Consider the following 25,842-nt stretch of genomic DNA (forward strand, 5'->3'; position numbering starts at 1 on the left):
TAAGCTTATAAGTGCGGAGTTGAGGATGATATTACTTCATTTCTGAGATTAGATTGTTAATTCTAAACAATATGAATTGTTGAAATGCGACATTTTTTCATTGATTGAAGTTTTTGTATTTTGATTTTTTTGTAAATTTTATTTTTGTGAGCGCTTAATTCCAGGAGTTGTTTAAGCGTCTAACTTCGGAGACAAGTTGATCACGAACTCGTTTTGAGTAGACGTAGACTGAACTCTCGGAGAGATTGAGTTTTTTTGCGATTTCCGCAACCGCTAGACCGTCATTGATCATTTCAAAGCAGGTGGTGGCTTCGCTCTTGAAGTCTTTTTGAATATTATCCCAAGCAGCAGTACTGACGTGGGCTTTCCATTCTTCTTCTGCGAGTGCTTCTACTTGAGGCTGAGTGATTTCTTCGATCTCAGAATAGTTTTTTTCGCGCTTCGTTTTTTCAGTTTTTTGTTTTCTGATAAAATCAATAACTTGGTTGCGGCATATTCTGGAAAGCCATGTCCGGAAGCGAGCGTGGTCAGGGTTGTACTGGTATTCAGAAATATTTTTCCAAACTTTGAGTAAAACATTCTGTGTAAGGTCTTCGGCATCGTGATGATTGATTCTCATGGCGCGAATGATGAGGTAAATATAGCGTTCGTAGGCCAGTGTAAATTCATCCCATGAATCCATGTTTTTTTGCAGACGCATGAGCAAAGTTTCGTGTGTGTGTAATGTATTGTTCATATTTCAAAATTTCTTTTAGTCTAATTTTATAATGACTTTTTTTAGGGCTTATACTATTATCAACGGGCCTGCTTATGAAATCTTTCACTAAACAATAAAAATTATTATTTTTTCTTTTTAACTATCAAACTGGTCCGCCGGTTTACAATCGATAGCCCTTCTATTAAGCGAGAATGATTTATGGAATCATGAGAATTGGTTTCGTTTCCTGCGTGATGAAAGAGATTTATTAAGAGCGATTTATTATATTCACAATAATCTCCTTGTGGCAAGATTGTGTATTCATCCACGTGATTAGCCGTGGTCGTCGTATCTAGCTTAATAAAAAACAATTTTTATATTTTTGAGATTTGGGGAGATTTGGGGGACTGGAGATTTGGGGGACGGAGAAGATTTAGAAGATTTGGGGGACAGGTAAAATTTTGCATTTGTCCTCCAGAGATTGAGTAGTAGGTATCGCCGATTAAAAAGCAATCAGGATCCCAGTGACTGTCGATCTTTGCTTCGCTGCTGTCGGGATTGCGCACCTCGACCGGATAGGGTTTCTCCCATTCAGAAAGGGCCTGGTCTTTTGCGATAGCAATATGGTTCCGCTCCGACCCTTGCCCGTGGTATATGACTGCCGCTTGTCCTTCTTTAGTAATAAATCCGGTTCCACTGAACATTCCATGCCTTGTGAATGAGGGCTGGAGTTTTGTAGTCTGCCAAGTCCAATGCAGCATATCGGGACTGGTAACATGCACGAAGCTGAAGGAATAGTCATCCTGCCACGGGTGCCTGAGAATATAATGCAGATGGTAAACTCCATCAAGGTAGAAGGCTGCGTTGGGGTCGCCCGGGCGACTGTCTCCGCCGGGATGCATCAAGTGATAGTTCAATGTCATGTCTTTCATTAGTACTGTCCGTTTTGTATGAATATTTCCAAAATTTTATAAAATATAACGCCTGAGCTAAGGCGCGCGGTTTACCGTGTCGCCTTCAGATCCTTGTTGGCTCATGGCTTCTCTGAGTTTGTTGGTGTCAAGGGTCCGTGAAATCCTGTAGATCCCTGCAGGAGTTGAGTACCGGCCGCAGTAGATGAATATGTGTTGCACGCCTTCATCTTCGTCAATCACTGCTCCGCCAGGGTGAGCGGCATCGATATCGTCAGCAGCGATGCCAAGCATACCCGACTTTAATCGCAGGAGTGTTCCTTCGAACCGCCATTTGTCGGCACGTCCTGCGTACATGTCTTCCTGCGAGAGCGACCACAGGTTAACCGTTTGTTCATGCCTCTCGTTCTTCTCATCCTTCTCGGCTCCGCCGCTCCTGTTCGTAACCACTGCCTCGAACCGCTTGGTCACGGGGTTGAAATCGACATCGGTCGTGTCAGGCCAACGGTAGGAAGATATGTTGGTCAACTGCTGATGCGTCATCGGGAACCAGCCCGTGTCTGAGACCAGCATGGCAGGCCGCTGGGTTTCTCTTAATTGCTGATGCCACTTGAATGGAAGTGTATGATTCCTTGTGAGGAAGATGAGCCGGCCGTCGTGATAGATGGCTGTTGGCTCCAGCGGATGTATTTTGTCAGAGAGTGTGACCCTCTCATGGGTCCAAGTTAGGCCTTCATCTTTGGAGGAGTACATGTCGATGTACGGAGATCGCTCGACTCCGACTGGTATGACGAGCCCTCTGTCCGGATGAACAATCATGCGCGGCCCGAAGTTCTCCGTGTACTTGTGTCCCGTCTGATCCTGGGTCAAAGCATCCGGGAGGAGCGTCCAACTCTTGCCTTCGTCCTCTGAGCGGTACAAACCATACTTGGTGGCGAGAAAGATCTTCCCATCTAGAATACCGAAGCAGTTTCCAAAGTTCAGAACCATTGCCTTTTCACTTGTGCCGAATTGTCTAATATCGATGGGATCCGACCATGTGTTGCCGCCATCAGTTGAACGAACAATTACCGCATCACTACTATTGGCATCTTGACTCGGCCCACCACCATGATGTCTCAGCGTCTGATGGTAGGCACATAGCAGTGTCTTGCCAATCTTGATTCCGACCGGCCAGCCAAGATGATGATTCTTTCCTTTGAGGTGTGGGCCTACCGGAAGTGCGACAGGCTTTACCGTCAGGATGCCGTTGACCTCCAAGTCGGTCAGCCGTTCCTTTTCGGCTGCGGAGATGACCAGTGTTCTGGCGACCATTTCATCCATGGTGATATCCCCTTCTTGTTTTGCCAAGTCCTTAGATCCGGTCAAAGATACCTGTGCGGAGACGCTTGACAGTAGTGCGGTCGCTAATAGTGTTGTTATCATACGAATATTCATATTTTTAACCTTTTTTTGTTATTAAAATATTTTTGTTTGAGTTCAGAGAACTAATTTTTAAAGTACCAGTTGTTTGGTATAGACTGTAATTCTAATCCCGGACCTGAAACTTTAAGTTTAGGAAGAGAACCATCCCAAATAGTGTTAAGCCTTAAACCTGGGTGGTTCAGGCGCTCGACGGCATCTTGGCGGTAGTCGACATCAAAAAGTATCCTGTCCCCCATAACTAAGATCGTCAAAGAAAACCCAAAAACACTCATCATTTTCAAAAAGTATCCTGTCCCCCATAACTTAAAAAGTATCCTGTCCCCCATAACTTACTTAGTCTTGTTTCAACATTTTGCCAGTGTGAACCGTCCCGAGTTCAGTTCCAAGGGTTAGGGTTCAAGAGCGTGGTTGATGGTACCACTCTCTGGGAATCTCCTGTTTACCGAGGTCTGGACCCGAGATGCGAATATCGGGAACCTTCCAGCCCTTCTATTTGAGATCAGTATGACTCAATCGTACGCCGACAATAGAATGCTTATCCCTGTCCGGTTTATACTTGATGTAGGTCACGGCAAAAATGCCTTTGTCCGGCAGAAGGGAAAGTGATGCATATCCACAATCACTATGTTGAAAGCTGTGCAACAGCTTGATGCGTTTACCGGGTAGCTTGTTCTTTATATCATCATAGGTTCCGATCCAGGCTACAAAGTTATTCATTGAAGGACTGTGTGGAGCTCTGTCCCGAAAAGCGATTATCCAGCGTCCGTCCTCCAGCTGCACACCATGATGACGGTGACCGGTAAGTCCCCAGGACGATTCCTCCATAGGACTCCAGCTTTTGCCTTCATCTTTGCTGAAAATTAGTTTGCTCAAAGCCCCACCTACGTTGTCGCGTAGTATCGAACATATTTCTTCCCCATCCGGTGAACGCAGTAGAAAGGGTTCACAAAGATTCATCTTATTGCTTTGGGCAACGCAACGTGACTTGCCCCAGGTAATTCCGCCATCTGAAGACTTGATTTGGAAGATGCGGTTCCATAGCTTTCCAGTCTCCCAATGACGGTCGTTGTACTGGGCAAGGTATGAACCGTCTTTCAGCCTTATCATTGTGGTGAACGGCATAACCGCGGTTAGGGGAATGGTCGGCATCATCTTCCAGGTATTTCCCTGGTCCTCACTCATAACCCGTATGAGTTCAGTATAACGACGTTTCTCTTTATTCCAATTCCCCTGTGAGAAAATGAACAGACGCTCTTTTCCCCGCATGTCCCGCATGCGAAAAATTGTAGGACAGTTTCTGGATTTCCTGAATTCTTTCGGCAGGCGATCGTCCACCCGCTTCCATGTTTTTCCGGCATCCTTACTCAAGGCAAATGGACCACAGTTGCCGCCGTGGTCCTGACACCAAACACAGAACATGGTCTTCCCGTCCGCAAGCAGCACACTGGTGGGATGCCCCTGATAAACCGTGGGTGTTCCCGCCGCGATCACCACATGTTTTGATGTATCTTTGGAAAAGTCAAGATACGGCTCGTATGGTTGCTGGCAATAAACGCTCGTTGGCATTAAAAACAGCAAACACACCATTCCAATGCAAAAATGACGATAATTCATAGGTTATTCTCCTTTCTCACTGCAGGTTCGCGACATGAAATGCGCTTCAGAAAATTCAACAGCCGCAATATCCCCAAACGAAGAGCACAACTCAACGGGAACCTCCACCGGCACTTGTTTTCCATCCCATTCAAAGGGGAGCTCTCGGTCTGAAGAGAGTCTTCTAAAGTCATTTTGCCTGACTCCAAAGGCATCATCACACCGATTGCATCAGCCCCAGATTCATTCGCATGTTTTGCTAAATGACATGCATTTAAAAGAGAGTTCTCACCAACATGAATGATTACTTTGAAATCAGGTAATTTATGTGAGATCCAGCATTTTGCGGCTGCTTTTCGTTCATCGAGGGACAGATCCATCCCTTCTCCTGTAGTGCCATTCACAAATACTCCCGTAATGCCATTATGCTTGAGTGATTCTGCATAGGCTGGTATCCGATCAAAACAAATATTTCCATCTTTATCCATTGGCGTATAAGGTGCTGATATTAATCCTGACAATTTCATTATTTTTTACCTTTCATTATACCATCGCAAATTGCTTTAATTTTTATTATTTACTTAGAACCTGCTTAACTTGATCTGCAGTAATGAGTGTAAATGGAATAGTCCGATAGCCACTTGCTTCATAGATCAGTGCAATATCACCATTGCCCATTACGGTCATACTGGAATAAGCAAAGAAACCTTTGGGTAATACCAGCAGTGGTTTCCAGGTTTTACCTGCATCACTACTGAGTTGAACAATACCATCACTGCGTCCCCTGCCCTGTGGATTCATAAATAATAATGTATTCTTATGATCATAGCTGATGAATGCTGCCTGACAAGTTGGGTCCTTTAACGGTGTTTTGTTAGTAAAATTAATCCAAGTTACCCCACCATCCTTACTAATTGCCTGACCGCGACTACCAGATTTATTAGTCTGTTGACGACTATTCAAAACCAGTGTTCCATCGCCTAGTTCAAGAATACAACTCTCATTTGCTCCTGCTCCAACTTGGCCACTATATTTCCAGGTCTTACCATCATCATCACTATAAATTGCATGTGCATCATAATGATTTTTAAGATCCGAATCTGCACATGGCACGACTATACGCCCCTTATATTTACCATGTTGCATTTGAATTGCATTACCAGGTCCTGTTGCATACCAGCCCCAACTATCTTTGTCTGCCATGACTGATATATCACGTGGTTTTGACCAGGTCTTACCATTATCTTTGGAACTCATAACATAAGGAACTCGCCCGCCATGTTTTGACGTCCCACTCTTTATATGCCCTTCATGTTCACTACCATGATTCCAGGTCATTAGTAATAAAATTTCACCACTTTCCAAAACGACAGGACATGGATTTCCACAGACATTAGACTCATCATTCCAGAGCACCTCAAGCTTAGACCAGGTCTTACCACCATCATCTGAGCGCTTCATCACCATATCAATATTCCCTGTATCACTAAGGCCATTCACACGTCCCTCACAAAAAGCTAATAATGTATCGGAATGAGTACTAATAATGGCTGGTATACGAAAGCTTTTATATCCCTCTTGCCCACTTGTAAAAACAGGGGTTGATTGACCATATGATGCTGTTCCAATAAACATCCATAATGATAATATCTTTAATAATTTCATATGACTCAATCTGTTACTACGATACTCAACTTTATTCATCTTGATCTCCTTAAAACTGGTAAAATAAATGTTCATATTTTTATCCTTTTTTTGTTATTAAAATATTTTTGTTTGAGTTCAGAGAACTAATTTTTAAAGCACCAGTTGTTTGGTATAGGCTGTAATTCTAATCCCGGACCGGAAACTTTAAGTTTAGGAAGTGAGCCAACCCAAATAGTGTTCAGCCTTAAACCTGGGTGGTTCAGGCGTTCAACCGCATCCTGTCGGTAATCGACATAGCTGACCTTGACAGGGTGCAGCCCTTTCTTCAAAGCGATGCTCCAGGTGCCGTAAGCATGTCGGGTGGTAGCCGGATACCATTCGTTGAGCTGGCCGCTGGGGCGATTGTTCCAGAGCAGTTCCTGGCCGACAAACAGGCGAAGATTATAACCCGGTTCCTGCGGCGAAGTGAGCATCTCCTCCGGAGCATAAAAGGTGTAAATGCCGTCTTCAGGGATGCTGATATATCCCGAATAAGTCCAGCCGAAGGTCTTGTCGGTGCTGGGTTGGCAGCGGTCGAAGAGCCAACGGGCGTTAAAGGTTCGTTTAGGTTTCACCCGTTCCGGAAAGAAGGCCAGATCCTTCCAGTCGCCCTCATAGTAGTCGGCCTTGAGCCCCGTTTTGTAGCGCTTATCGTTAAGTGGTGCGACTGGATCGAGCGCTTTAACAAGTTTGTAATGCGCAACTCGCGTGCCGGTAGCGTGCGTGCCGGCCAGGTTCGTCGGGGTAGCGGTTAACCCCTTACGAAAGGCGCGGGCTTTGACGGTGACGCTGTTGTCGATGGTAAATGGCGCAGTGTAGAGTGGCGAGTGAATGGTCGGTTCAGAACCGTCGAGGGTGTAGCGGATATCCACTCCGGACGTGGGGCAAGCCAACGTAACGGGCGTGGCGCCGGCGATGACATTCCGGACCGGGTCGATTCGGACCGGTGCGATCGGGCGGTAAACCGGAGTGCGCTGCTTGCCCTGTGCTTCGAAGCTCTCCTCACCAAGTACCAGCATTCGGCCGTCAATAGTCAGCGTTACATTGGCTTCAGTAGCGTTAAACTGCAGCCGTTGTCCTTCTGCTAATGTTGCTTCAAAACCAGACTCTGTATTCTGGGCATTTTTAATCTTCGTGGTACCACCTTTGGGCAAAGCTTCAATCAGGGAAATGATGACGTCGTTGCCACTGCTTTGCCAAGTGCCGCTGAGGCGCCAGAGGTCATACATTCTGTACTTGTAGGTGTAGTCATTCTTAACGGCCTCGCCATTCACTAGATTTCTGCTCAAATTAAGTTTTGGGCCGAAGTGGCGGATACGCAGGTTGGGCATGTCTGCTGCGCTGGTAGTCACGGTCTGCAAAGCGTCATCAATGAAGATGTTGCTAGCGGCAAAGGTTTTGGGCTTATAGCGGTTCTTGCTCTTCTGGGTCAAGGGAGCCGGCAGATACCAGTCCAGGGTGTATTCGTGGGGACCTTGGCTCTTCAGGCGGTCAACCACAATCCACAGGTCGGGGTTCTTGACGTGGAAGACCTGGCGCTGGTGGGTAACCCCGGTAATGACCTCCCGGGCACGCTCCGCGAGAAATCCGGAGCGGTAGTCTTTGTTGTCGTGATGGTCATCGATGGAATCTCCGTAGGGCCCTGAATAGACACCTTCGGCGAAGTCGAAATTCACACTCGAGTGCGAGCGCCAGTCAGCGGGCTGGGGGTCGATGTAGGCAACGCTGAAGCCCTTGTGATTTTTGTTGATACCGGGGTTGCCGATGCCGGCGAGAGCAAACTGTTCCCTGCCGTCAACACGTAGGGGGGAACGATCGTTACTATAAGCACCGAAACTACCGGACACCAACAGGTCCTGCCCTGCTTCGGAGAGCCAGAAGCCGTTATTGCTTTTCATGCCACGCATAGCGTGGCCGCCAACGGGATAGGGTGAAGAGAAGAAGTGGGCGTAGCCGTCCTCCTTGCCCCAGCCCTTGCGCATGATCCAGCTACCGCTGTAGGGGAAACCGGACATGGTGAAGTCCGGTAGGCCAGAGGCGGTATTGCCGCGAAAGGTATTCAGTAACACTTGAAGGTCGGGTGCACCGTTGAGCAGGGCGTATTCCACCAGTGCTGCAGACATCCAGTCAGGCAATGTACGGTTATCACTACGGTTGCCGATGGGGTATTTGCTTTGGGGGCTTAACATCTGCAGAAAATAACGGGCGCGCTGAATGATTTTGTCTCTCTGCATGAACTTCCAATCGGCAGAGAGAATTGGTGCTTCCCAGAAAGCCTTGTTGATGGCCGTAGCATGGCGCCGCGAATCAACAAGTTTGATCGGTTCTATGGCGCCATGGAAGTAGTGCGCGTTGTACCAGAGGGCATGCTCCGTCTCGCCGCCATCGGGCAGATTTTGGATGGTGCCGTAGTTTTCGTGGCGATGGCGAGCGCGGTTGAAGATGGTTTCTGCGGCCCGGAATTCATCCATGAGCGCGGCGACCTTCATCTGGTAAGCTGTATTTCCCGGTGTCCAGTTCTGTGGATTGCTATCGTGGTAGACAATGGAGAGCGGAAGATAAACACGGATGCACTTGGATAGGATCCGGGCCAGACTGTCGGCGGGAAACTCCGTTTGAGCCGCTGGTTGCATCCGGGCGATGCCGCCGAGGATCTTGTAGATGGCCAGAACTTGACTTATGGAATGGCTGTCAGAGTCGGAGATGTCGGTGCCCCGAATATGGTCGTCCGTGTCTTCGAACATGGCCCAGCCGTCGAGGTAGTCAATCCATTTTTGAAGGTAACGGGCCTCACCGGTCATCAGGTAAGCCTCAGCCAGGGGTTGAAATGTCTTGGGCGTCCAGGGATTAGAAGCACCGGTCCCCGCTTCCTTCGGCCGTGGTAGCCAGACGCTTCCTGGCTGCATCGGAGCCGTGTCGGGCAGAATTCTGCCTGCCAGTAACTCCTGAGCTCGAGCCACAACCTTGTCTTTATTCTTGAGCTTGATCAATTTCTTGTATGGATCCAATAACTCGCCAGGTAGTCCGTAGGCGGCAGCGTTGCGTAGTTTATCGAAAAGGTAATCACGATAGGAGTTGAGCGCTTCCACGGGTTTTCCACCCTTGGCCAGCTTAGCTACTTTTTGCAGTCCAGGTCTGCGGCGTAGGTTGGTACGCAGCAATCCAGCATTGTCAAGAACTAGAAGCTTGCAAAAGTCCTTTGCAAGCTTCGCAAGTTGCTCAGGTGTGCGACGTTGATCAAAGGTTTTTTGACGTGCTTCAGAACTAATAGGATGGGTCACAGGGCGTAACTCGTAACGATGAATGGTAGGCGTATTCAGCCTGTAAATTTCATCGTCGACGGAGGCTATTTCATTAACGGTTTTCTCCTCCTTAGGCTTGTGTTTTAGGTATTGTTTAGCCATGGACTGGGTGTAGCCACCCAGCTCGACGCGGTCTTTGGCTGTCGGATCAGCAATCAGCTTTTCAAGATAGATTTTAACTGCATCCGCGTTAGATGTGTCAATATTGAATGGGTCAAGAGCAAAGTGCCGGGTATAGGCTATCATGCGGGGGGCATAGGAAGCTGTTTTATGACGCTTGTCGTGAAATTCCGATACCTTTTTCACCTGCTGATACTGTGGTGTCGTGCGCAGACCGGAAAGGTTGATCCGCATAGCCAGATCGTCGTTGAACCAACGACCAATAAGCTTATCATCAATCCTCAGTTCGTATTCGCCCTCCGGCAACCCGCGTACGGAGAACAGTTGCCGGTGCAGGTGGTCGCGCCAGTAGATGTCGTCCCAAGCAGTACTGTTGGCCGGATCAAACTCAAGCCCCACCCCGTTTTTGGCAGCGCCGAGGGTTGCCCCCATGCGGGTATGGGCATCAGCCGGTCGCTCGAGTTTGGCCATAGCCTTGAGTAATTCATTCTCCGGGGAAAGTTTCAGGGCCTGACGGGAATCCCCTTCAAACGGCATTGGCAAGGCTTTCTCAGTTAAGGAGAATGAGACCGCACCGTCCTTGACTTTCAAGTCGGCGACCTTGGCATTTTCCTCCTTTGTGACCTTATTTTCAGCAGCATCGATCATCACTTCGCTAATGAGACCAGAAGCTCCTTGCGCCTTAAGAAAAAGGTGAGCCATGACTGTGCAGCCCAGTGCCCCGGGATGGACACGATCGCCACCTATCAGCGTGAAGGTCGGTTTTGTCTTCTGGTAGGCTGTATTGATGGCATTCATAGGACCGTTAAAATCGACCAGGGGTAGATCAAACTCTTTCGCCAGTTCGCGGCAGAAGCTAGCCATCTTGGTGAGTGCTTCGTTGGCGGCCGGATTGCCCGGCGTCTTCAGCTTGACGGTGGAGTCGTAGGGACTCGGCGTACAGAGGATGATGCCCACTTTGGCGGCCTGAAGCTTTTCAACAAGGTTACGCATGTTCTTCGCATACTCCGCGACCCGCTTGTCACTGCCAATCTCGCCCATGCCGAGTTCCTTGGGCAGGTCCCCTCGTGCCGCATCGTTCATACCGAGCATGATCACGACGCTGTTCGGCTTACGCTCGAATACGTCCCATTGCAGGCGCTTCACCGCGCCGGCCGAGGTGTCGCCGCTGATGCCGGCATTAAGCCAGTTGACACGGCGGTTCGGATAGCGTGTCTCGTAGAACAGCGCGATCCGCGAATGCCAACCGCCCGCCCGGGTAATACTGTCACCGAGGAAGAGCACCCGTTCCCCATCTTTAAATACAGGGGTCTCTTTTGCCGACAAAGCTGTCGCAAAAATCAGACCTGATATGATTGTTATAATGAGTTTCTTCACTATTAAGTTCTCCTTTATTTATGCTTCAACCATTCGGCTGGAATAGCTTGTTTGTTCAAGCCCGGACCGGAAAAGAGGAGCTTGGGTTTTACTCCGTCCCAGATATATTTATTTGTATTGGGTTCGTTGAGAAGTTCAGATGCATTGGTGCGCCAATCGGCGTAGGTTACTTTCACTGGATGCAGTCCCTTTTTTAAGGCAATTGACCAGTTCCCGTAGGCATGAAGGCTTGTGGCTGGATACCACAAGTTGAGACCAGATTTCCTTGTGCTATTCCATCCAAAAGGAAGCATTCTATTTCCCACGGAAACATTTAATTCATATCCTTGATCAACATTAGGGTAAATATACTCGCTTGGAGCATGGAAGGTATAAACACCATCCTCCGGGACCTCAATATACCCTTCATATTTCAGAGCATAGTATTTCTGACGCGGGGCTTCCGCCGTGGTAAGCTTAGGATTACTTTCCGGAATCAAAGATAAGTCAAAAACATCTTTGGCTATACCAGTTCGCTTTGGTTTAAGTGCATTCAGATTCATCCATAGCTGTTGCCATTGTCCTTCGTAATAACTGCATTTTAGCCCTACTGTAGTGCCCCCATCTGCCTGTGGCTCCACAGCTGTCTTCTTATCAAAATGAGCCTTGCTCACAACCGTAGCGTATGTTCCGCTGAGTACTACTGGGTTATTCTTCACACCTTTGCGATAGGCGCGGGCTCTAACAGTTGTCGTTGCTTTTATCGTAAATGGGACTGTGTACAAGGTCGATTGAGGTGTTGGTTCAGAATTATCGAGGGTATAACGGATTTCCACATCTCGTGTTTCACTCTGCAATGATACTTCAAGAGAATCCATAAACACATTGCGCTGCGGGAATATTTCCACAGGCTTAATTGGGCGGTAGATATTGATGATTTCTGTTTTGTCATCAGATACAGATACTTCTACATTCTTCTCTTTCAGAGCAATTAGTTTCCCATTGACAGACAGAGCCTTACAATCCAAAACCACCAGGTTGACGGATCCGTTGTCGGTACGTACAACAAGAAGACTTTTAGCATTTGCTACGACATTACTCAATGAGAGCTCTACAGTGTCATCAGCAGAAGAGAGGTACTCCACAATGCGCCCGTCTGCCAATTTCCCACTGAAGCCCGTTGAGTCGACGTTTTTTATCATTTTCAGTTCTGAAAAGACCTCAGCTTCACTTACACCCTGCTGGCGAGGGATAAGCAGGCTGACAAGCTGGGAACTATCAGTTCCCTTCCAGCGCAGGTACACCTCTTTGCGCGCACAGATCTGATAGTGGTTCTTGGGGTTATTTGCAAGCAGCTTGCTGTCATACTTAAGTTGCTCATTGCTAAATGTGTACAGAGAGAACGAAGGTTGTTTGATCATCGTGCCGGTTTCGTTGGTTTCACCTTTGCCGGTAGCTGTAATTTTGTTGTTTTTTGCGTCAACAACTATATCTTCATTGGCATATGCTGCATATTTTGACGGCTTTGTGGGGATGTGCCATATTTGCTTATATTCATGGGGTTTGTTGTCTAGCGAGTGCATGCGATCGGTAACAATCCAGATGGGAGTGTTGCGGATATACTGGACTAAGCGCTGGTGTTTAACTTTAGCGTCAGAATACCAGTTGCCCTGATAAACACCTTCCATCAAGTTGAATTTTTCTGAACTGTGCCAACGGAAATCAGAAGGCTCCAGCCAGGCCTTTACCTGATAGGACTTGTGACTTGATGGGGGCTTGACTCTGTGTATCCCTTTGTGGAAATACTGATCCTTACCATCTACTTGTACCGGACTTGACGGGTACATATAGTGACCCACTGTATCATCGATCAGCAAATCTGCTCCAAATGCTGAAAGGCCAAAAACATTATTATTGGAACGACTGCGAAAAGCCCCGTATGCTCCTGGAACAGGGGAGCAAAACAGAGCACCGTAAGCGCTATCTTTTTCCCAGCCTTCCCAGATTGTATTATAACCACCGTACGGGAACCAGTTGGCTTTTAAATCTGGCCGCACACCTGATCCCGGATTCGTCATTGCCTGGTAGATCTTGGCATTTTCCGGTTCGTTGAAGGCCTCCGGACTCATGGCAATGCGGGTTTCTGTCAAATGCATATGTCGTTTATCGCCACCACGCCACGGTGAGGGCCATTGGTTTTGGGGTGTACGATTTTTGATTGTGTAGTTGATTCTAGCCATCAGATGTTCGCGAATATCGTTCTGCCGGCGCGGGTTGGTACGCCATTCCTTTAGCCAAAGGTTTTCCCGCCAGATCGGTAAGTTTGAGCGTGCTTCGATTAGGCGCAGGAATTGATAAACCTGTAGGTAATTATCATTATACCACGGGCACTGTTGATTCTCAGTACCGTCCCGAAGGTTTTGAGTAACGGCATTGTCCTCGACATTACGGCGAACACCTTCACGAAATAAGGATCTGGAGATCTTGAACTCATTGAATAATAAAGCTTTAATAACAATGGCCATGGATGGAGTCCAGTTATGAGTGTTACTGCGTAGGTAGGCCATTTGTGAATAAGTGTACTTGAGTAACTTGTCAATTACTCGAGCAAACAGTTCCGGTTCTATAAGCTCGTCGCTATTTGGAGTATTGACGATTGCTGCGAATAAACGCATAAAGGCTCTTGTCGGATCATTTTTGGTCGAGTGCGGTATTTTACATGGATGTTGATTGATGAGGTAATCGGCATTATCCGTCCAATCACTTAGATATGCCATGTATTGTTCTACATAATCCCTGTTTCCACTGATGAGGTAAGCTTGAACTAGTGGAGAAAAAGCGGAAAAATCGTAAAGTCCTCTATCCGGTACAGACATGTAATCAAGAACGGCACCTTTTTTATGCGGATAATTCCAGTTGACGGTTCCTGGTTTCCCAATATCTCTTCCGGCTAACTTACCTGCCAATATTTGATCAGCCAGTTTTAAAATACTTGCTGGCTCACTTCTCACATCAAATTGCGGTCCGGCCCATGCACCAAGTCCTGTGTTTCCGTTGGAATAGACACTTAAATCAGCTGTGGTAAGCCCGAAGCTTTGTGGATTGCGAAGCTTTGTCAGGAAATAATCACGAAATGCAGTCAAGGCTTTATCATAATCCCCATCATTCTTCAACTTTATTAATTTTTGATAATCTTTGTTACCTCTCAAGCCGTTAAAATGCATCTCCTCAAATGAGCTGTACAAGCCGTCGAGGAATTCTCGAGCAAAAGCCTGCTTATTGAGTTTTGCCGTTTTAACAGTTGGTTTGGATGCTTTGAGCATTACTTCGTAATTGCCACCCAGTGGTTTGAGGGTCAGCTTTCTAAGCTCAAGTTTACCAGTTCGCGCCTTGCCCGCTCTCAAACCACCTATTTTTATACTGGAGGCAGAACCTTGAAGTTTGATAGCGTGGGATTGAGAAATAACTTCTTCTCCGTTAGTAAACACGGACACTTTTCCGCCGTCAGCATCCGGAGTCCAAACAACGCGGTAGTGGACAAAGTCTTCGCTATCAATTTGATGCGATCGCTGCTTTTTTGCCACTGGATCCCAGAAATAGATATTCTGCTTATTCTGGTATGAATTGAGCCCTAACACAAGCCGCACGGCTTTGGCTACATGCAGTTCAATCCCAGTCCCACTGGGATTAGCATCACTAACTCTTGAGGTAAATGCGAGTTCAAAACCGTGTTTCCTAATTAAACTCTGCAAGGCAGGATCAATAGGGTGTGACAATGATGCCGTATCTTCAGTGCTTTGATCATTTATACCGACTACACCTTCAGCAATAGAAAGCTCTTGTTTTCCATATTTTTCCCACCCCTGCTCGCTGTGGTCTGTATTCCCATTAAGCGTAATCTGCGCTGATGCAGTAGAGATTAGTGCGCCAAATAACGCCAAGTTCAAAAGCCCTTTTTTCATCTTAATGTCATGTCCTTTAAATATATTTATTTTCTAATAGTATTAATTATATGTGCGAGGTTCATCCCCATTTCTGAGTGACCGTAGTCTCCGGGATGAATAAGATCTGTTGTTATCCCTGTGTAGTCTGTTAAAATATCAGCACCTTCAATCAAGTGAAGATGTGGATGCTGTAATTCAGCAAGTAGATTGCGAAGAACCTGCGAAAATGCCTCCTGGTTGCATTGTATATCACACACTTCCAGTGCATTAGCTGGGCTCTGTCCATTCGGATAAATAGTAATTAAATAAACGGGCTTTTCCGAGTGCTTAGCTATAAGCTGTTCAATCAGATAACGGCTACGCTTTTTAAACTCTTCCGGTGAGTAATCGAGTCTGACATTCACCCCAAGTTCTAGGCATATCTCATCCCAGTCTTCACGATTAGCTAGGTAGTCAGCCATCTCTTTTTCCATGCGGCATGAACCGGAAAGTCCCTGATTGAGGGGGTCAACTTTTAAATAACGTGCCGCCTGCTGAACATAGCAGAGATGGTATGAAGTCGGACTGGCTCCATTAGTGATTGACGAACCATAAAACAAAATCTTTTTTGACGGAACCTCTTCCGGCTTTGGAGGTCTTATTGGGTAGCCATAAGTATCGATTTCGTGGAACACAGTGGGGTAACGACCAAGCATGATACGCCATACCGTATGATCAAAATAATCCGTATCACGTACTTCGGGTTTGAGCATCTGAAAACTATTATGAGTACTTTCAATAATGTCTGTAATATTGATGTGATTTATTTTACCGGCTTCCAGCTGTACCGTTGAGTGAAAGAAAGCGCCTTTGAAAATCTGTATGTTTAAATTATGGATTTCATAGGGAAATAGTGTCGATGGCAGCACCGATAATGCCACCCGAAAGCTTTTAGCTTGCGTTACAAAGCGGATTTCGCAACCAGCAGATTCTTGAGCCACCATACGACCTAAAGGACTCAAGGTGCTACGCACGGCTTCCGGGATCCGGATCATATGAACTCCACCACCAATTGTCGGTAGGAGTTCAAGGGCATTATGCAATTCAATATCCTTATAAATCAATATCTTATCTCAGTAATTTATAGTTTTTAATTTTTGATGGTTTACTTATTAATGGCCCACATCGAGTATTGCCGACCACCACGTACCCAAATGTTGATGTTGCCATTGACGGTACTAGGCGCAGTAAGATTTTCGGCATGGCCGTCGGTAAATACTGCGTTAAAGCTATTCTTATTATGATAACTTTTGGACCAAGAGCTTTTTACTGCATCCCAAGGGGCTCCACCTAGTAAGCCAGTGACTACTCTCCAGCGTCGGACAGCGATATAAGCTGAAGATGGATATGAATTGAAACGCATAGGAGAAGGACCTGAATAGATATTACAGCCAAGTAGGATAGTGGGCCCGGCTACATCAGTAACTTGGCGCGTATACCAAGGTAAGTTATACCCGCCATAGATAATAGTTTGGTCATCGGTACCACCGGTTTCGGGGCCATTGGCGTTATAAAATCCATTTAAAGAATAACTGTTGCCAAATTGCTTGCGATTATTGTTGTTGAAGATATCGGTGGGGCACTCCCATACTTGGGCGGCCAAACGGCTAGCACTTGCCACTTCGGAAGGAACGGACTTTCTAAGTTGCATTTTGGTCATGTCCGCATCAGTAGGGTTCCCTCCCAAATAAGTTGCTAAACGATGCTGGGGAGGATTTAGCGGATAATAGCCATCGTTATCGGAAGTATACATATAAGTCGCTGAACCAATTTGCTTGACTTGGTTTATACAGACGACTTGTTTTGACCTTTTTCTTGCCTTGCTCAGCACAGGTAGCAGCAGGCTAGCCAAGATGCCAATAATAGCTATGACTACCAGTAATTCTATTAGTGTAAATTTTTTCACTTAAGCAATCTCCAAAGTATTTATTTTAACGATCTTATTTATTATATTATCACTTGATTATTTCACAATATTGCTTTGTTATCATCTATGAATACATTAATATAAAGTAATGTAAATAAAGTATTTACGATTTTTGTATTTATTGGAAATTATCGAATGTGGGATAGGTCTATACTTATGTTTTTAACGAGATGACTTAGAAATAAAGCATCTTCGATAAACTGCTCAGGGCAATCACCCTTAACAAACTCTATCAAGATGGGGATTTCTTTTCCTTCATTTAATAAGCATTTTAAATATAAATCTAGATCGGACACTCCTTGCGATAAGGGATGACGATGATAATCATCTGGGTAAATTAATTCTCTCACAGTTCCATTGACCTTATTTTTATCTTTTGAGCCGACTGTCCAGTGGTAGATATGGACTGTGTATAAACGTGGGAGTAATTCTTTTAAACCCTGCAGGGCATATGAAGTTTTGTAGCCATGAGGTGGTTGCCACGAGAAAAAGACATTGGGGTGGACTACTAAGTTGGAGAATTTGAGTGCCGAATAATTATTATTTGTCAGAGTCCCATCATGGAATTCGAAGCAAATTGCGATGTTTTTTTCGGCAGCCATTTCAGCAATTTTGAGTGTGTCTTCAACTATAGATGCTATCTCCTCTTGTGAAGAATCTTCATAGTTTTTTGTGCCTGCCCAAACTCGTATGCTTCTAGTTTCTAAAACTTCCGCAGTCAAGAGTACTTTTGAAAAACTTGTTTGATTAACATCTGTAGAACCCACTCTGTAATAGCTTCCATAAGAAACGATCTCTAAACCAGCTTCCTTACTAAGCTTTTTTACGTACAGAGCTTGTTCATAATCACCGGGTTTGACGTGGCATTTAGCATTCCACTCGACACAGGCTAGCTCTGTTCTTTTAGCTAAAGAGACAACTTCCTCTACACTATGTTTTGCGAGCGTAATGGAACATAAGCCTATCTTAATCATTAGGCTCTCCAGGCTAAAGAAGCTGGCTCAACTGAGTAAAGTAGGGCTTCTTCACGTGACCAGCGCTGAAAATCGGCTATAACAAAATCGGCCAAACGTCTAACTTCATCATTAGCACTGCCTGCTATATGACTCGTCATGTGTATATTTTCTAAGGTATAGAGAGGGTTGCCAAGAGCGGGCGGTTCGGGATATTGTACATCGAGTAATGCGGTTAAATCTTTTCTTGTTTCAAAAACGTCTACCATATCGTCTTCATTTACTTGAGCACCTCTACCTGTATTGATAAAAGTCGCTCCTTGACGCATGGAATTAAAAAGAAATTTACTTATAATTTTTTTATTATTTTCTTTATCAGCTAAGTGATTGCTAACGACATAAGCCCTGCTAAACGCTTGCTCTAAAGTCACGAACTCATCTATACCAAGTTTTTTTGCCTCTTCAGTACTATTATCGTGATAGTTACAACAAGCAATAATCTTGAGGTTAAAAGGCTTCAATAATTTAATCAAATGTTTACTTACAGCACCAAGCCCTATAAGGGCAATGGTTTCTCCATAAACACCATTCCCTACGGTCATTTGACTTTGTTGCCACGTCAATTTCGTGCACATAGAGATTTACTTCGTCGACGTATCAAATTGGTGAGTATTCGTTCTGGTATTTCAATTTATCTTAATCTCTTCGAAGACCAAAATAACTTAAAACATAGTTCGGCAGACTTACGGAGAAATGTCAAATCGTCACTACAATTCATGGATTTACAAAGCTTCCTTCCTGAAGATGCTGCCATGGCTCGAAACTATCAACTCAACGCTGATTTACTAAAATTATTTACAGACCAATTAAAACAAATCGATAAAGATCTCGTAAAATTCACTCTTGACTCTCAATTCAAAGAAGAGTTTGAAATCGTTAAATCAATGAAAGGCATCGGTGATATTTTGGGGATGACTTTAGTTTATGAAACTCATGATATTACGCGGTTTAAAACCCCTGGTGATTATGCAAGTTATTGTCGTGTTGTTAAGTGCAAAAAGGAAAGTGCAGGTAAAAATTATGGCTACAGTGGCACAAAAATGGGTAACCCTAACTTAAAATGGGCCTTTGGAGAAATTGCTCTATTATCTAAATCAGATCCAGTAATGAAGTTTTTTGCAGATGATCTTGAGCAACGTCACGGTAAACGAAAAGGCAGATCCATCTTCACTCATAAAATCTGCCGGTCGATTTACTTTATGCTTTTGCGAAAACAACCTTTTGACCACATCGAGTTTTTCGGCAGACAAAAATATGAACGACTCACACAAAAAGTTCATTAAATAACTTTCGTACCTCTCTCATGAACCTAGTGATTACCCTTGTACCGTCGAGTCAGTTAGTATGATTAGGACATGGGAGAGTGTACACCTTTAATCAAAGCAATTTACTGATGATGACCCACTCCTTCCCGAGCCCGTAAAACCCTGGACAGTTCAAGAAATAAGAACTGAGCCCTAACATCCTATGAATGGGACGGCAAGGATATGACCGTTAGGAGTTTCTAAGGCGTTGAGCGCAGCTAAAAGAAAAAGCTGGACAGATCAACACGGTTCCTTTAAAACCGTAGACCTTATATGGATGGCTGGAGGGCTTCACTTTTGTGAAGACCCACACCCGCAGAGTTGAAATCAAGATAGGCACAAGGTAAACAGCTTATACAAAACTTCGTTTTAAGCAAAAATAACAAAAAACGGATACAATAGATTATTGTCTACTTGACAAATATGGCTAAATGGATGGTTAATCGTGTAAATTATTATCTCATTCGGAATATGTTAATGTGCTTAGCCTTGAGCAGTACCCTTATAATCCTAGTGCGCTTTAGCAATTAAAACTAATGCTCAAAACACGCAATAAGTATATTAATCACGCAAAAGACGCAATTGTTAATCGCTCCGAACTTAATAAATAGATACTTTATAGCTAGGTGTATAATATTTTGACTGTGAAGACTCAATCTTTGAGTTTGAAAGCTTATATTGGAGATTTCAATTCTGATTGAAATGATGACAAATACAAAGATCAAATCATTCGAAAGTTACTGACTTAACGGCTTTTTGAATTCTCGTGGTGATTGACCTGTATGCTTTTTAAACCATTTTGAGAAGTGGGATAGATGGCGGAAACCAAGCTCGATAGATATTTCCTTAATACGAGAATCAGGGACCTGAAGGCGGTTTTTTGCTTCCTCAATTAGGATTTTTTCATAATATTGAGCGGGGCTTTTCTGAAGATTTTCATGAAATAATCGAATGAGGTGGTTTGGACTCAAGAAAACGGCTTCAGCTAAATCATTGATATTAAATGATTGGCTCAATTTCTGGGTATTAAGAATTCGTACAGCGCTCATGACTCTCTCATCAATACCAAATTGACCTGAATGTTCAATAGCCTTGTCTTTCAAGCATTTTTCTAGTTCAATAAGCCAATTAGACAAGAGTGCTTGGATATTTAAAAAGCCCTTGAGATCCGTGACATGGGTGCGAGCATCCCAACTATTGGGGGCAAATTTTTTGACAGCTTTTGCTATAGGGCGTGCCTTTTTTTCAAGAGAAGGGAAATCATCGGCATCAATAACTGTGCATAAACCCTTATCAAATAGATGAGATCCGTCTGGCCAGCAAGCTTGATAAGAAATGGAAATGCCTTCAGTTCCCGGGGCAAAACTTTGTACTCGTTTACAGGGCTTTAAGATCATCCACTGTCCAGGCATAGCAATAAATTGCTGGCCATCGTATTCAACTTTAGCCCAACCTTTACGGATTAACCATGCCCCACTGTTATCATACTGACTGAAAGTTTGAACGCTATTACTAGGAAATTGATCTTGCCCAATTTTATTTTCGTAGCACCAGAAAAGGTGAAGACGAAGATTAAGCCAGTCATCATATAAAGTTGTTCGAGTTTCAGTAGGGCGGTTCATAAAATAAGTGACTTAATGATATTGTATAAGTTTATATATAAATAATGTAAGTATAGAATCTTGCAAGGGCATGACGCTCATTATATAGTCTTGCATATTCAAAATAATTCGGACAAGTCATGGCTCCTATTGATTACATTATTCTTACTTTATACATGTTGGGTATTTTTGCCGTAGGTTTTTTTCTCTCGAGTAAAAACAATAGTGCCGAAGATATGTTTGCGGCCGGCGGTGAGTCGCCTTGGTGGACGTCTGGCTTGAGTTCTTTTATGACGATGTTCTCAGCGGGCACCTTTGTAGTCTGGGGTGGGATTGCCTACAAATACGGAGTAGTGGCCATTGTCATCAACTTTTGTTATGGCATAGCGGCCTTGGCCGTTGGCTACTATGTGGCGGGCAAATGGAAAGCTTTGGGAGTGAATACACCGGCACAGTTTATTGAGTTGCGTTTTGGGAGTGCTGCCGTACAATTTTACACTTGGGCAATGATGGTTTTTCGTATTGTTGGCGTAGCCGTCTCACTCTATGCCTTATCAGTAGTTCTAGTAGCGATGATGCCCCTCGAAGAAGGCAATTTTTTACGTGATGCAGCTACAGGAAATTTATCTCTGACTTGGGCGATTATTATTTTTGGTAGCATTGTGGTAATCTACACGATGGCGGGTGGCCTTTGGGCGGTATTAATGACGGATGTCCTACAGTTTATTGTTCTGAATTTAGCCGTACTCTTTATAATCCCACTTATATTTAACAAAGCGGGTGGGGTCAGTGCATTTATTGAACGTGCACCAGATGGTTTCTTTGCCTTGACCAATGATAAGTATGGTTGGTTTTTCATGCTAGGCTGGGTTCTGATTCATTTTTTCATGATTGGTGCCGAATGGGCTTTTGTCCAACGTTTTATCTGCGTACCCAACGAAAAAGATGCCCGAAAGAGTACCTACCTTTTTGGATGGCTTTATCTAATTAGCCCCTTCTTCTGGCTCTTGCCCCCCTTGGTATATCGCGTCATCGATCCTAATGCGGACCCTCAAGAAGCTTATATTCTAGCCTGTCGAGCAGTACTTCCCGCCGGGATGCTCGGTCTTATGGTAGCTGCCATGTTCTCGGCAACTGCGAGTATGGTGAGTTCTCAGCTCAATGTATTTGCGGGAGTGTTGACCGAAGAGTTTTATCAGCGCTTATTTAAACCTGACGCATCGGAGAGTCAACTCGTTCGAATTGGTCGCATATTTACGATCGCGCTAGGGGCAATAGTTGTGGCTGTTTCTTTGGCGATTCCCTATCTTGGAGGAGCTGAAAAAGTGGTGGTCTCAATTACGAGTTTGATGGTGGGACCTTTACTGGCACCGACTATTTGGGGACTGTTTACCAAAAAAATTAATATTACAGCCGTTTGGGTAACCTTGGGAATCAGTTTTGTCTTGGGCGTGATTTTTAAAATAGGTTTAGCTGGGGATGGATTTTTAGTGAGTGAGTCGACTCAAGCTATTGCGGATTGGGCAAATAATAACGGTAAAACAGTCGACTTAATCATTGGCGTTATTGTCCCCATTATAGTACTCATCATTATGAATCAACTGGAGAAATCGACTGCCGAGGGATGGAACAAAGTTGAGAGCTTATATAAAACAACTCAAGAAGAATCCAAAGTAACTCAAGCAAGTGATCTCCCCGCAAAAATAGTCTCTGCTTGCCTAGCTATTTTAGGCATCATGATGTTTGGCTTAGTTATGTATAACAAGACTGACCGGGGACTCCTAGCAGCATTTGGCATCATACTCTTAACGATCGCTGGCGGTATATTTACATTTTTGAAATTTAAAAAGAAGCAGGCTTAAGGCGATGATTAAAGTTGATGCAACAAACGAACGTTTTTTAAAAACAATTGCACTACAAACAGATTTTGCTGTGGTCGGAGGTGGTCTGGCCGGAGTAAGTGCAGCGATAACTGCTGCACGTCATGGGTTAAAAGTGGTGTTGGTCCAAGATCGTCCCGTACTTGGAGGTAACGCTTCTTCAGAAGTCCGCTTATGGGCTTTAGGAGCGACATCTCATCAAGGTAATAATAACCGTTGGGCTCGTGAAGGCGGTTTCATTAATGAACTTATGATAGAAAATACTTGGCGAAATAAAGAAGGTAATCCACTGCTTTTTGATGCCTTACTTTTAGAGAAAGTACGCCTCGAAGAAAATATCACCCTTTTGCTGAATACGAGTGTTATTAGTATGAACAAAAAGGATAAAAACACGATTGCAGGCCTACGTGCTTATAGTACACAAGATTTTATTCTCTATGATGTGAGTGCACCACGTTTTTGTGATGCCTCTGGAGATGGCATTCTGGGCTACCTTTCGGGTGCGGCCTTTCGTGTGGGTGCGGAAGGTGCCGAAGAATTTGGGGAGCCTTTTGCACCAGACCAAGATTATGGTGAACTCTTGGGTCACACAATTTATTTTTATTCGAAAGATACGGGAAAGCCCGTAGACTTTGTAGCGCCTGAATTTGCGTTGAAAGATATCACCCAAATTCCACGTTATGATCAAATCACTTCCAAATCCCACGGTTGCTCACTCTGGTGGTTGGAATACGGTGGACGGCTTAATACAATTGACGATACCGAAGCGATTAAATGGGAATTATGGAAAGTGGCTTACGGTGTATGGAATTATCTGAAGAACTCTGGGAAGTTCCCAGAAATGGTGAATCATACTCTGGAATGGATGGGCAATATCCCAGGCAAACGCGAGAGTCGTCGTTTTGAAGGTGATTACATGATTAGTCAATCGGATGTAATTGAACAAAAAAGACATGAGGATGCTGTTTCTTTTGGTGGTTGGGCGGTCGATTTACACCCTTCAGATGGTGTTTATAGTGAAAAATCTGGATGTACTCAATATCACTCAAAAGGTGTCTATCAGATTCCATATCGTACAATGTATAGTCGCAATATCAATAATCTTTTCATTGCGGGACGTTTGATTTCCGCTTCACATATTGCCTTTGGTTCAACTCGCGTGATGATGACCACAGCTCATAATGCTCAAGCAGTGGGTATGGCCGCGGCCATTTGTCACGAGCAGGATTTAAATCCTCGAGATCTTTTGTTGGAAGATAAAATGAGCACACTGCAAACTCGTCTTTTACGTACCGGGCACTTTATTCCTCACCATCAAATCAGCGATTGTGAAAACTTGGCTTTAAAAGCAGAGCTTCAAGTATCGAGTACTCGTGAATTAGACACTCTCCTTCCTGGCTCAAAAAAGGCTGACTTGAATGCTGCGAGAGCCTTGCTCTTCCCCGCACCACAAGGTGAATTAGCTGAAATGAGTTTTGTTGTCAATGCGGATAATGATTGTGAACTTGAGTTCCAATTGCGAACATCGCAAGTATTCGGCAATTTTACTCCAGACACGAAACTAAAAAGTAAGTGTATTTTGATCACAGCGGGTCAAAATCAGCAAGTTACAGTTCAATTTGATCATCAATTTGATCAGGCTCAATATGCTTTCTGTTGTGTCATGCCCTGCGAAGGAGTTTCACTGGCTCTTAGTGATGAATTAATTAGTGGACTGATGACCGTTTCCCATATTGCCGATCCAAAAGTTGCAAAAAATGCAGTGCAATACGCACCTGAAGAAAGCGGTTTCGATAGTTTTGAATTTTGGATTCCAGAGCGTCGCCCTGGGGGGCAATTGCCAGCAGTTAGTTTTAATCCACCTCTTCAGGTCTACTCTAAAGATCAACTTATCAGTCCTTATAGACGTCCCTTTATTGAATCAAATACCTGGGTCGCAGACAAAAATGACCCAGAAGCCAAGCTCATCTTAAAGTGGAATAAAAAACAATCTATTAGCCGAATCACCTTGAGTTTTGATAGTGATTTTGATCACGCTATGGAGAGTGTGCAGTTTGGCCACTTTGATCGAGCGATGCCTTTTTGTATCAAGTCCTACCGTTTGCTCGATTTCTCAGGTAATATTTTAAAAGAAGATGCCAATAATCATCATGATCATATCCTTATTACTTTGGAGAAAAGTATTGAAACAGATGGTCTGATCTTAGAATTATTAGAGAGCCACGGGGCTGCAGTAGCAGTCAATTCAATTAATGTGTATAGCTAATTAGGAAAAGAGAACTCATGGAAAAATTAAAATCCTTAATGCCTAAGCATGGCAATAAAGTAAAAAAAATTAGGGGAGCGTTTACCCTTATCGAAGTATTAGTAGCTATTGCAATAATTGGAATATTAGCTTCAATGCTGCTCCCCGTACTATCTAAGGCAAGAAAAACAGCTCGACGTGTTTTATGTATTAATAATTTAAAACAATGTGCAACAGTTATTCATATCTATGCAGAGGATAATGATTATTCGGCAGCCAAAACTTGGAGCTCTGCGTCGCCGGATAGGTTTAATCACGTTAATCCAGGCTACGACCTACGCACTCAACTAGGATCATATTTGAACGATAATTTTGAAACGTGGATGTGTCCCTCTGTATCAACTAGCACGCCCATAAACGACCCCGCCAACACGAGTGAATGGCGCTTTAATTATTTATATTTACCGGGCAGTCAACAAGTAGGGGACACTGCTAGAAAATTAAATGAAAACGATGGAGGAGATCTATTAATGACTGATTCCGCATACACCTGGAATAGTGATTGGCGTACTAATCATTCACTAGGCGGACGTTTATGGACTCCCTTTTCATTCAACCCTTCCCTCGCCATGTTTGCCGATGGCTATGCAGAGGGCGTGCACGGTGTGTACATGGATGGCCATGCGAGGTGGTCGAGCAAACTTAGAGCTACACCCACCTATTCTTATAATAGTACATATTATTTACCGGTAGATTAGTACTCGCTTCATTTGATATTGATTAACTATTCTAAACATAG

General features: G+C 44.4%; 18 protein-coding genes. 4 read left to right on the forward strand and 14 right to left on the reverse strand.

The genetic code is table 11. The features are described 5' to 3' along the window. Positions 1 to 154 precede the first annotated feature (154 nt). From LNTAR_RS16465 to LNTAR_RS16525, 13 genes are all read right to left on the reverse strand, one after another. Entirely contained in the window at positions 155 to 736 is a 582-nt protein-coding gene (locus tag LNTAR_RS16465) for an RNA polymerase sigma factor (RefSeq protein WP_007279871.1), read from the reverse strand. A gap of 335 nt (positions 737 to 1,071) precedes the next feature. Next, a complete protein-coding gene (locus LNTAR_RS16470) occupies positions 1,072 to 1,629 on the reverse strand; it encodes a glycoside hydrolase family protein (RefSeq protein ID WP_007279872.1) in 558 nt (185 codons plus the stop codon). A gap of 57 nt (positions 1,630 to 1,686) precedes the next feature. Continuing rightward, on the reverse strand, positions 1,687 to 3,045 hold the full coding sequence (locus tag LNTAR_RS16475) for a sialidase family protein (RefSeq protein WP_007279873.1): 1,359 nt from the start codon (positions 3,043 to 3,045) through the stop codon (positions 1,687 to 1,689). Between the two features lie 50 nt (positions 3,046 to 3,095). Further along, positions 3,096 to 3,269 (reverse strand): hypothetical protein, encoded by a 174-nt coding sequence (locus LNTAR_RS16480; RefSeq protein ID WP_162026416.1) that lies wholly within the window; start codon positions 3,267 to 3,269, stop codon positions 3,096 to 3,098. A 253-nt stretch (positions 3,270 to 3,522) separates the two neighbouring features. Further along, positions 3,523 to 4,647: a sialidase family protein gene (locus LNTAR_RS16485; RefSeq protein WP_007279875.1), complete on the reverse strand. Its 1,125-nt coding sequence runs from the start codon at positions 4,645 to 4,647 to the stop codon at positions 3,523 to 3,525. Further along, complete coding sequence (locus tag LNTAR_RS16490; RefSeq protein WP_007279876.1) at positions 4,644 to 5,153, reverse strand: dihydrodipicolinate synthase family protein; 510 nt, start codon at positions 5,151 to 5,153, stop codon at positions 4,644 to 4,646. Before LNTAR_RS16490 ends, LNTAR_RS16485 begins: the two co-directional genes overlap by 4 nt. A gap of 46 nt (positions 5,154 to 5,199) precedes the next feature. Continuing rightward, entirely contained in the window at positions 5,200 to 6,330 is a 1,131-nt protein-coding gene (locus LNTAR_RS16495) for a sialidase family protein (protein ID WP_157473635.1), read from the reverse strand. A gap of 86 nt (positions 6,331 to 6,416) precedes the next feature. After that, on the reverse strand, positions 6,417 to 11,111 hold the full coding sequence (locus LNTAR_RS25955) for an SGNH/GDSL hydrolase family protein (RefSeq protein WP_007279878.1): 4,695 nt from the start codon (positions 11,109 to 11,111) through the stop codon (positions 6,417 to 6,419). Between the two features lie 14 nt (positions 11,112 to 11,125). Further along, the gene (locus LNTAR_RS16505) at positions 11,126 to 15,052 is read right to left on the reverse strand and encodes an FN3 associated domain-containing protein (protein WP_007279879.1); all 3,927 of its coding nucleotides are present in this window, start codon (positions 15,050 to 15,052) and stop codon (positions 11,126 to 11,128) included. A 26-nt stretch (positions 15,053 to 15,078) separates the two neighbouring features. After that, positions 15,079 to 16,116, reverse strand: a complete 1,038-nt coding sequence (locus tag LNTAR_RS25960) for an SGNH/GDSL hydrolase family protein (protein WP_007279880.1) — start codon at positions 16,114 to 16,116, stop codon at positions 15,079 to 15,081. A 62-nt stretch (positions 16,117 to 16,178) separates the two neighbouring features. Beyond that, on the reverse strand, positions 16,179 to 16,979 hold the full coding sequence (locus LNTAR_RS26710; RefSeq protein WP_007279881.1) for a type II secretion system protein: 801 nt from the start codon (positions 16,977 to 16,979) through the stop codon (positions 16,179 to 16,181). 149 nt (positions 16,980 to 17,128) lie between these two features. Beyond that, complete coding sequence (locus LNTAR_RS16520; protein WP_007279882.1) at positions 17,129 to 17,974, reverse strand: sugar phosphate isomerase/epimerase family protein; 846 nt, start codon at positions 17,972 to 17,974, stop codon at positions 17,129 to 17,131. Beyond that, positions 17,974 to 18,588, reverse strand: coding sequence for an NAD(P)-dependent oxidoreductase (locus LNTAR_RS16525; RefSeq protein ID WP_083800068.1), 615 nt, complete (start codon positions 18,586 to 18,588; stop codon positions 17,974 to 17,976). Before LNTAR_RS16525 ends, LNTAR_RS16520 begins: the two co-directional genes overlap by 1 nt. On the opposite strand from LNTAR_RS16525, the gene LNTAR_RS16530 reads away from it, so the two are divergent. After that, a complete protein-coding gene (locus LNTAR_RS16530; protein WP_007279884.1) occupies positions 18,487 to 19,296 on the forward strand; it encodes a transposase in 810 nt (269 codons plus the stop codon). The two genes, LNTAR_RS16525 and LNTAR_RS16530, sit on opposite strands and share 102 nt — an antisense overlap. 758 nt (positions 19,297 to 20,054) lie before the next feature. On the opposite strand, the gene LNTAR_RS16535 is transcribed toward LNTAR_RS16530, so the two are convergent. Continuing rightward, complete coding sequence (locus LNTAR_RS16535) at positions 20,055 to 20,939, reverse strand: helix-turn-helix domain-containing protein (protein ID WP_007279885.1); 885 nt, start codon at positions 20,937 to 20,939, stop codon at positions 20,055 to 20,057. A 119-nt stretch (positions 20,940 to 21,058) separates the two neighbouring features. On the opposite strand from LNTAR_RS16535, the gene LNTAR_RS16540 reads away from it, so the two are divergent. From LNTAR_RS16540 to LNTAR_RS25965, 3 genes are read left to right on the forward strand one after another with little or no spacing between them, the layout of a single operon-like run. Then, positions 21,059 to 22,780, forward strand: a complete 1,722-nt coding sequence (locus LNTAR_RS16540) for a sodium:solute symporter family protein (protein WP_007279886.1) — start codon at positions 21,059 to 21,061, stop codon at positions 22,778 to 22,780. 4 nt (positions 22,781 to 22,784) lie between these two features. Next, positions 22,785 to 25,064, forward strand: coding sequence for an FAD-dependent oxidoreductase (locus tag LNTAR_RS16545; RefSeq protein WP_007279887.1), 2,280 nt, complete (start codon positions 22,785 to 22,787; stop codon positions 25,062 to 25,064). 38 nt (positions 25,065 to 25,102) lie between these two features. Further along, positions 25,103 to 25,801 (forward strand): type II secretion system protein, encoded by a 699-nt coding sequence (locus LNTAR_RS25965; protein ID WP_083800069.1) that lies wholly within the window; start codon positions 25,103 to 25,105, stop codon positions 25,799 to 25,801. The last annotated feature ends 41 nt before the right edge of the window (positions 25,802 to 25,842 follow it).

Origin of the sequence: Lentisphaera araneosa HTCC2155, from assembly GCF_000170755.1 — a bacterium.
GTDB lineage: Bacteria > Verrucomicrobiota > Lentisphaeria > Lentisphaerales > Lentisphaeraceae > Lentisphaera > Lentisphaera araneosa.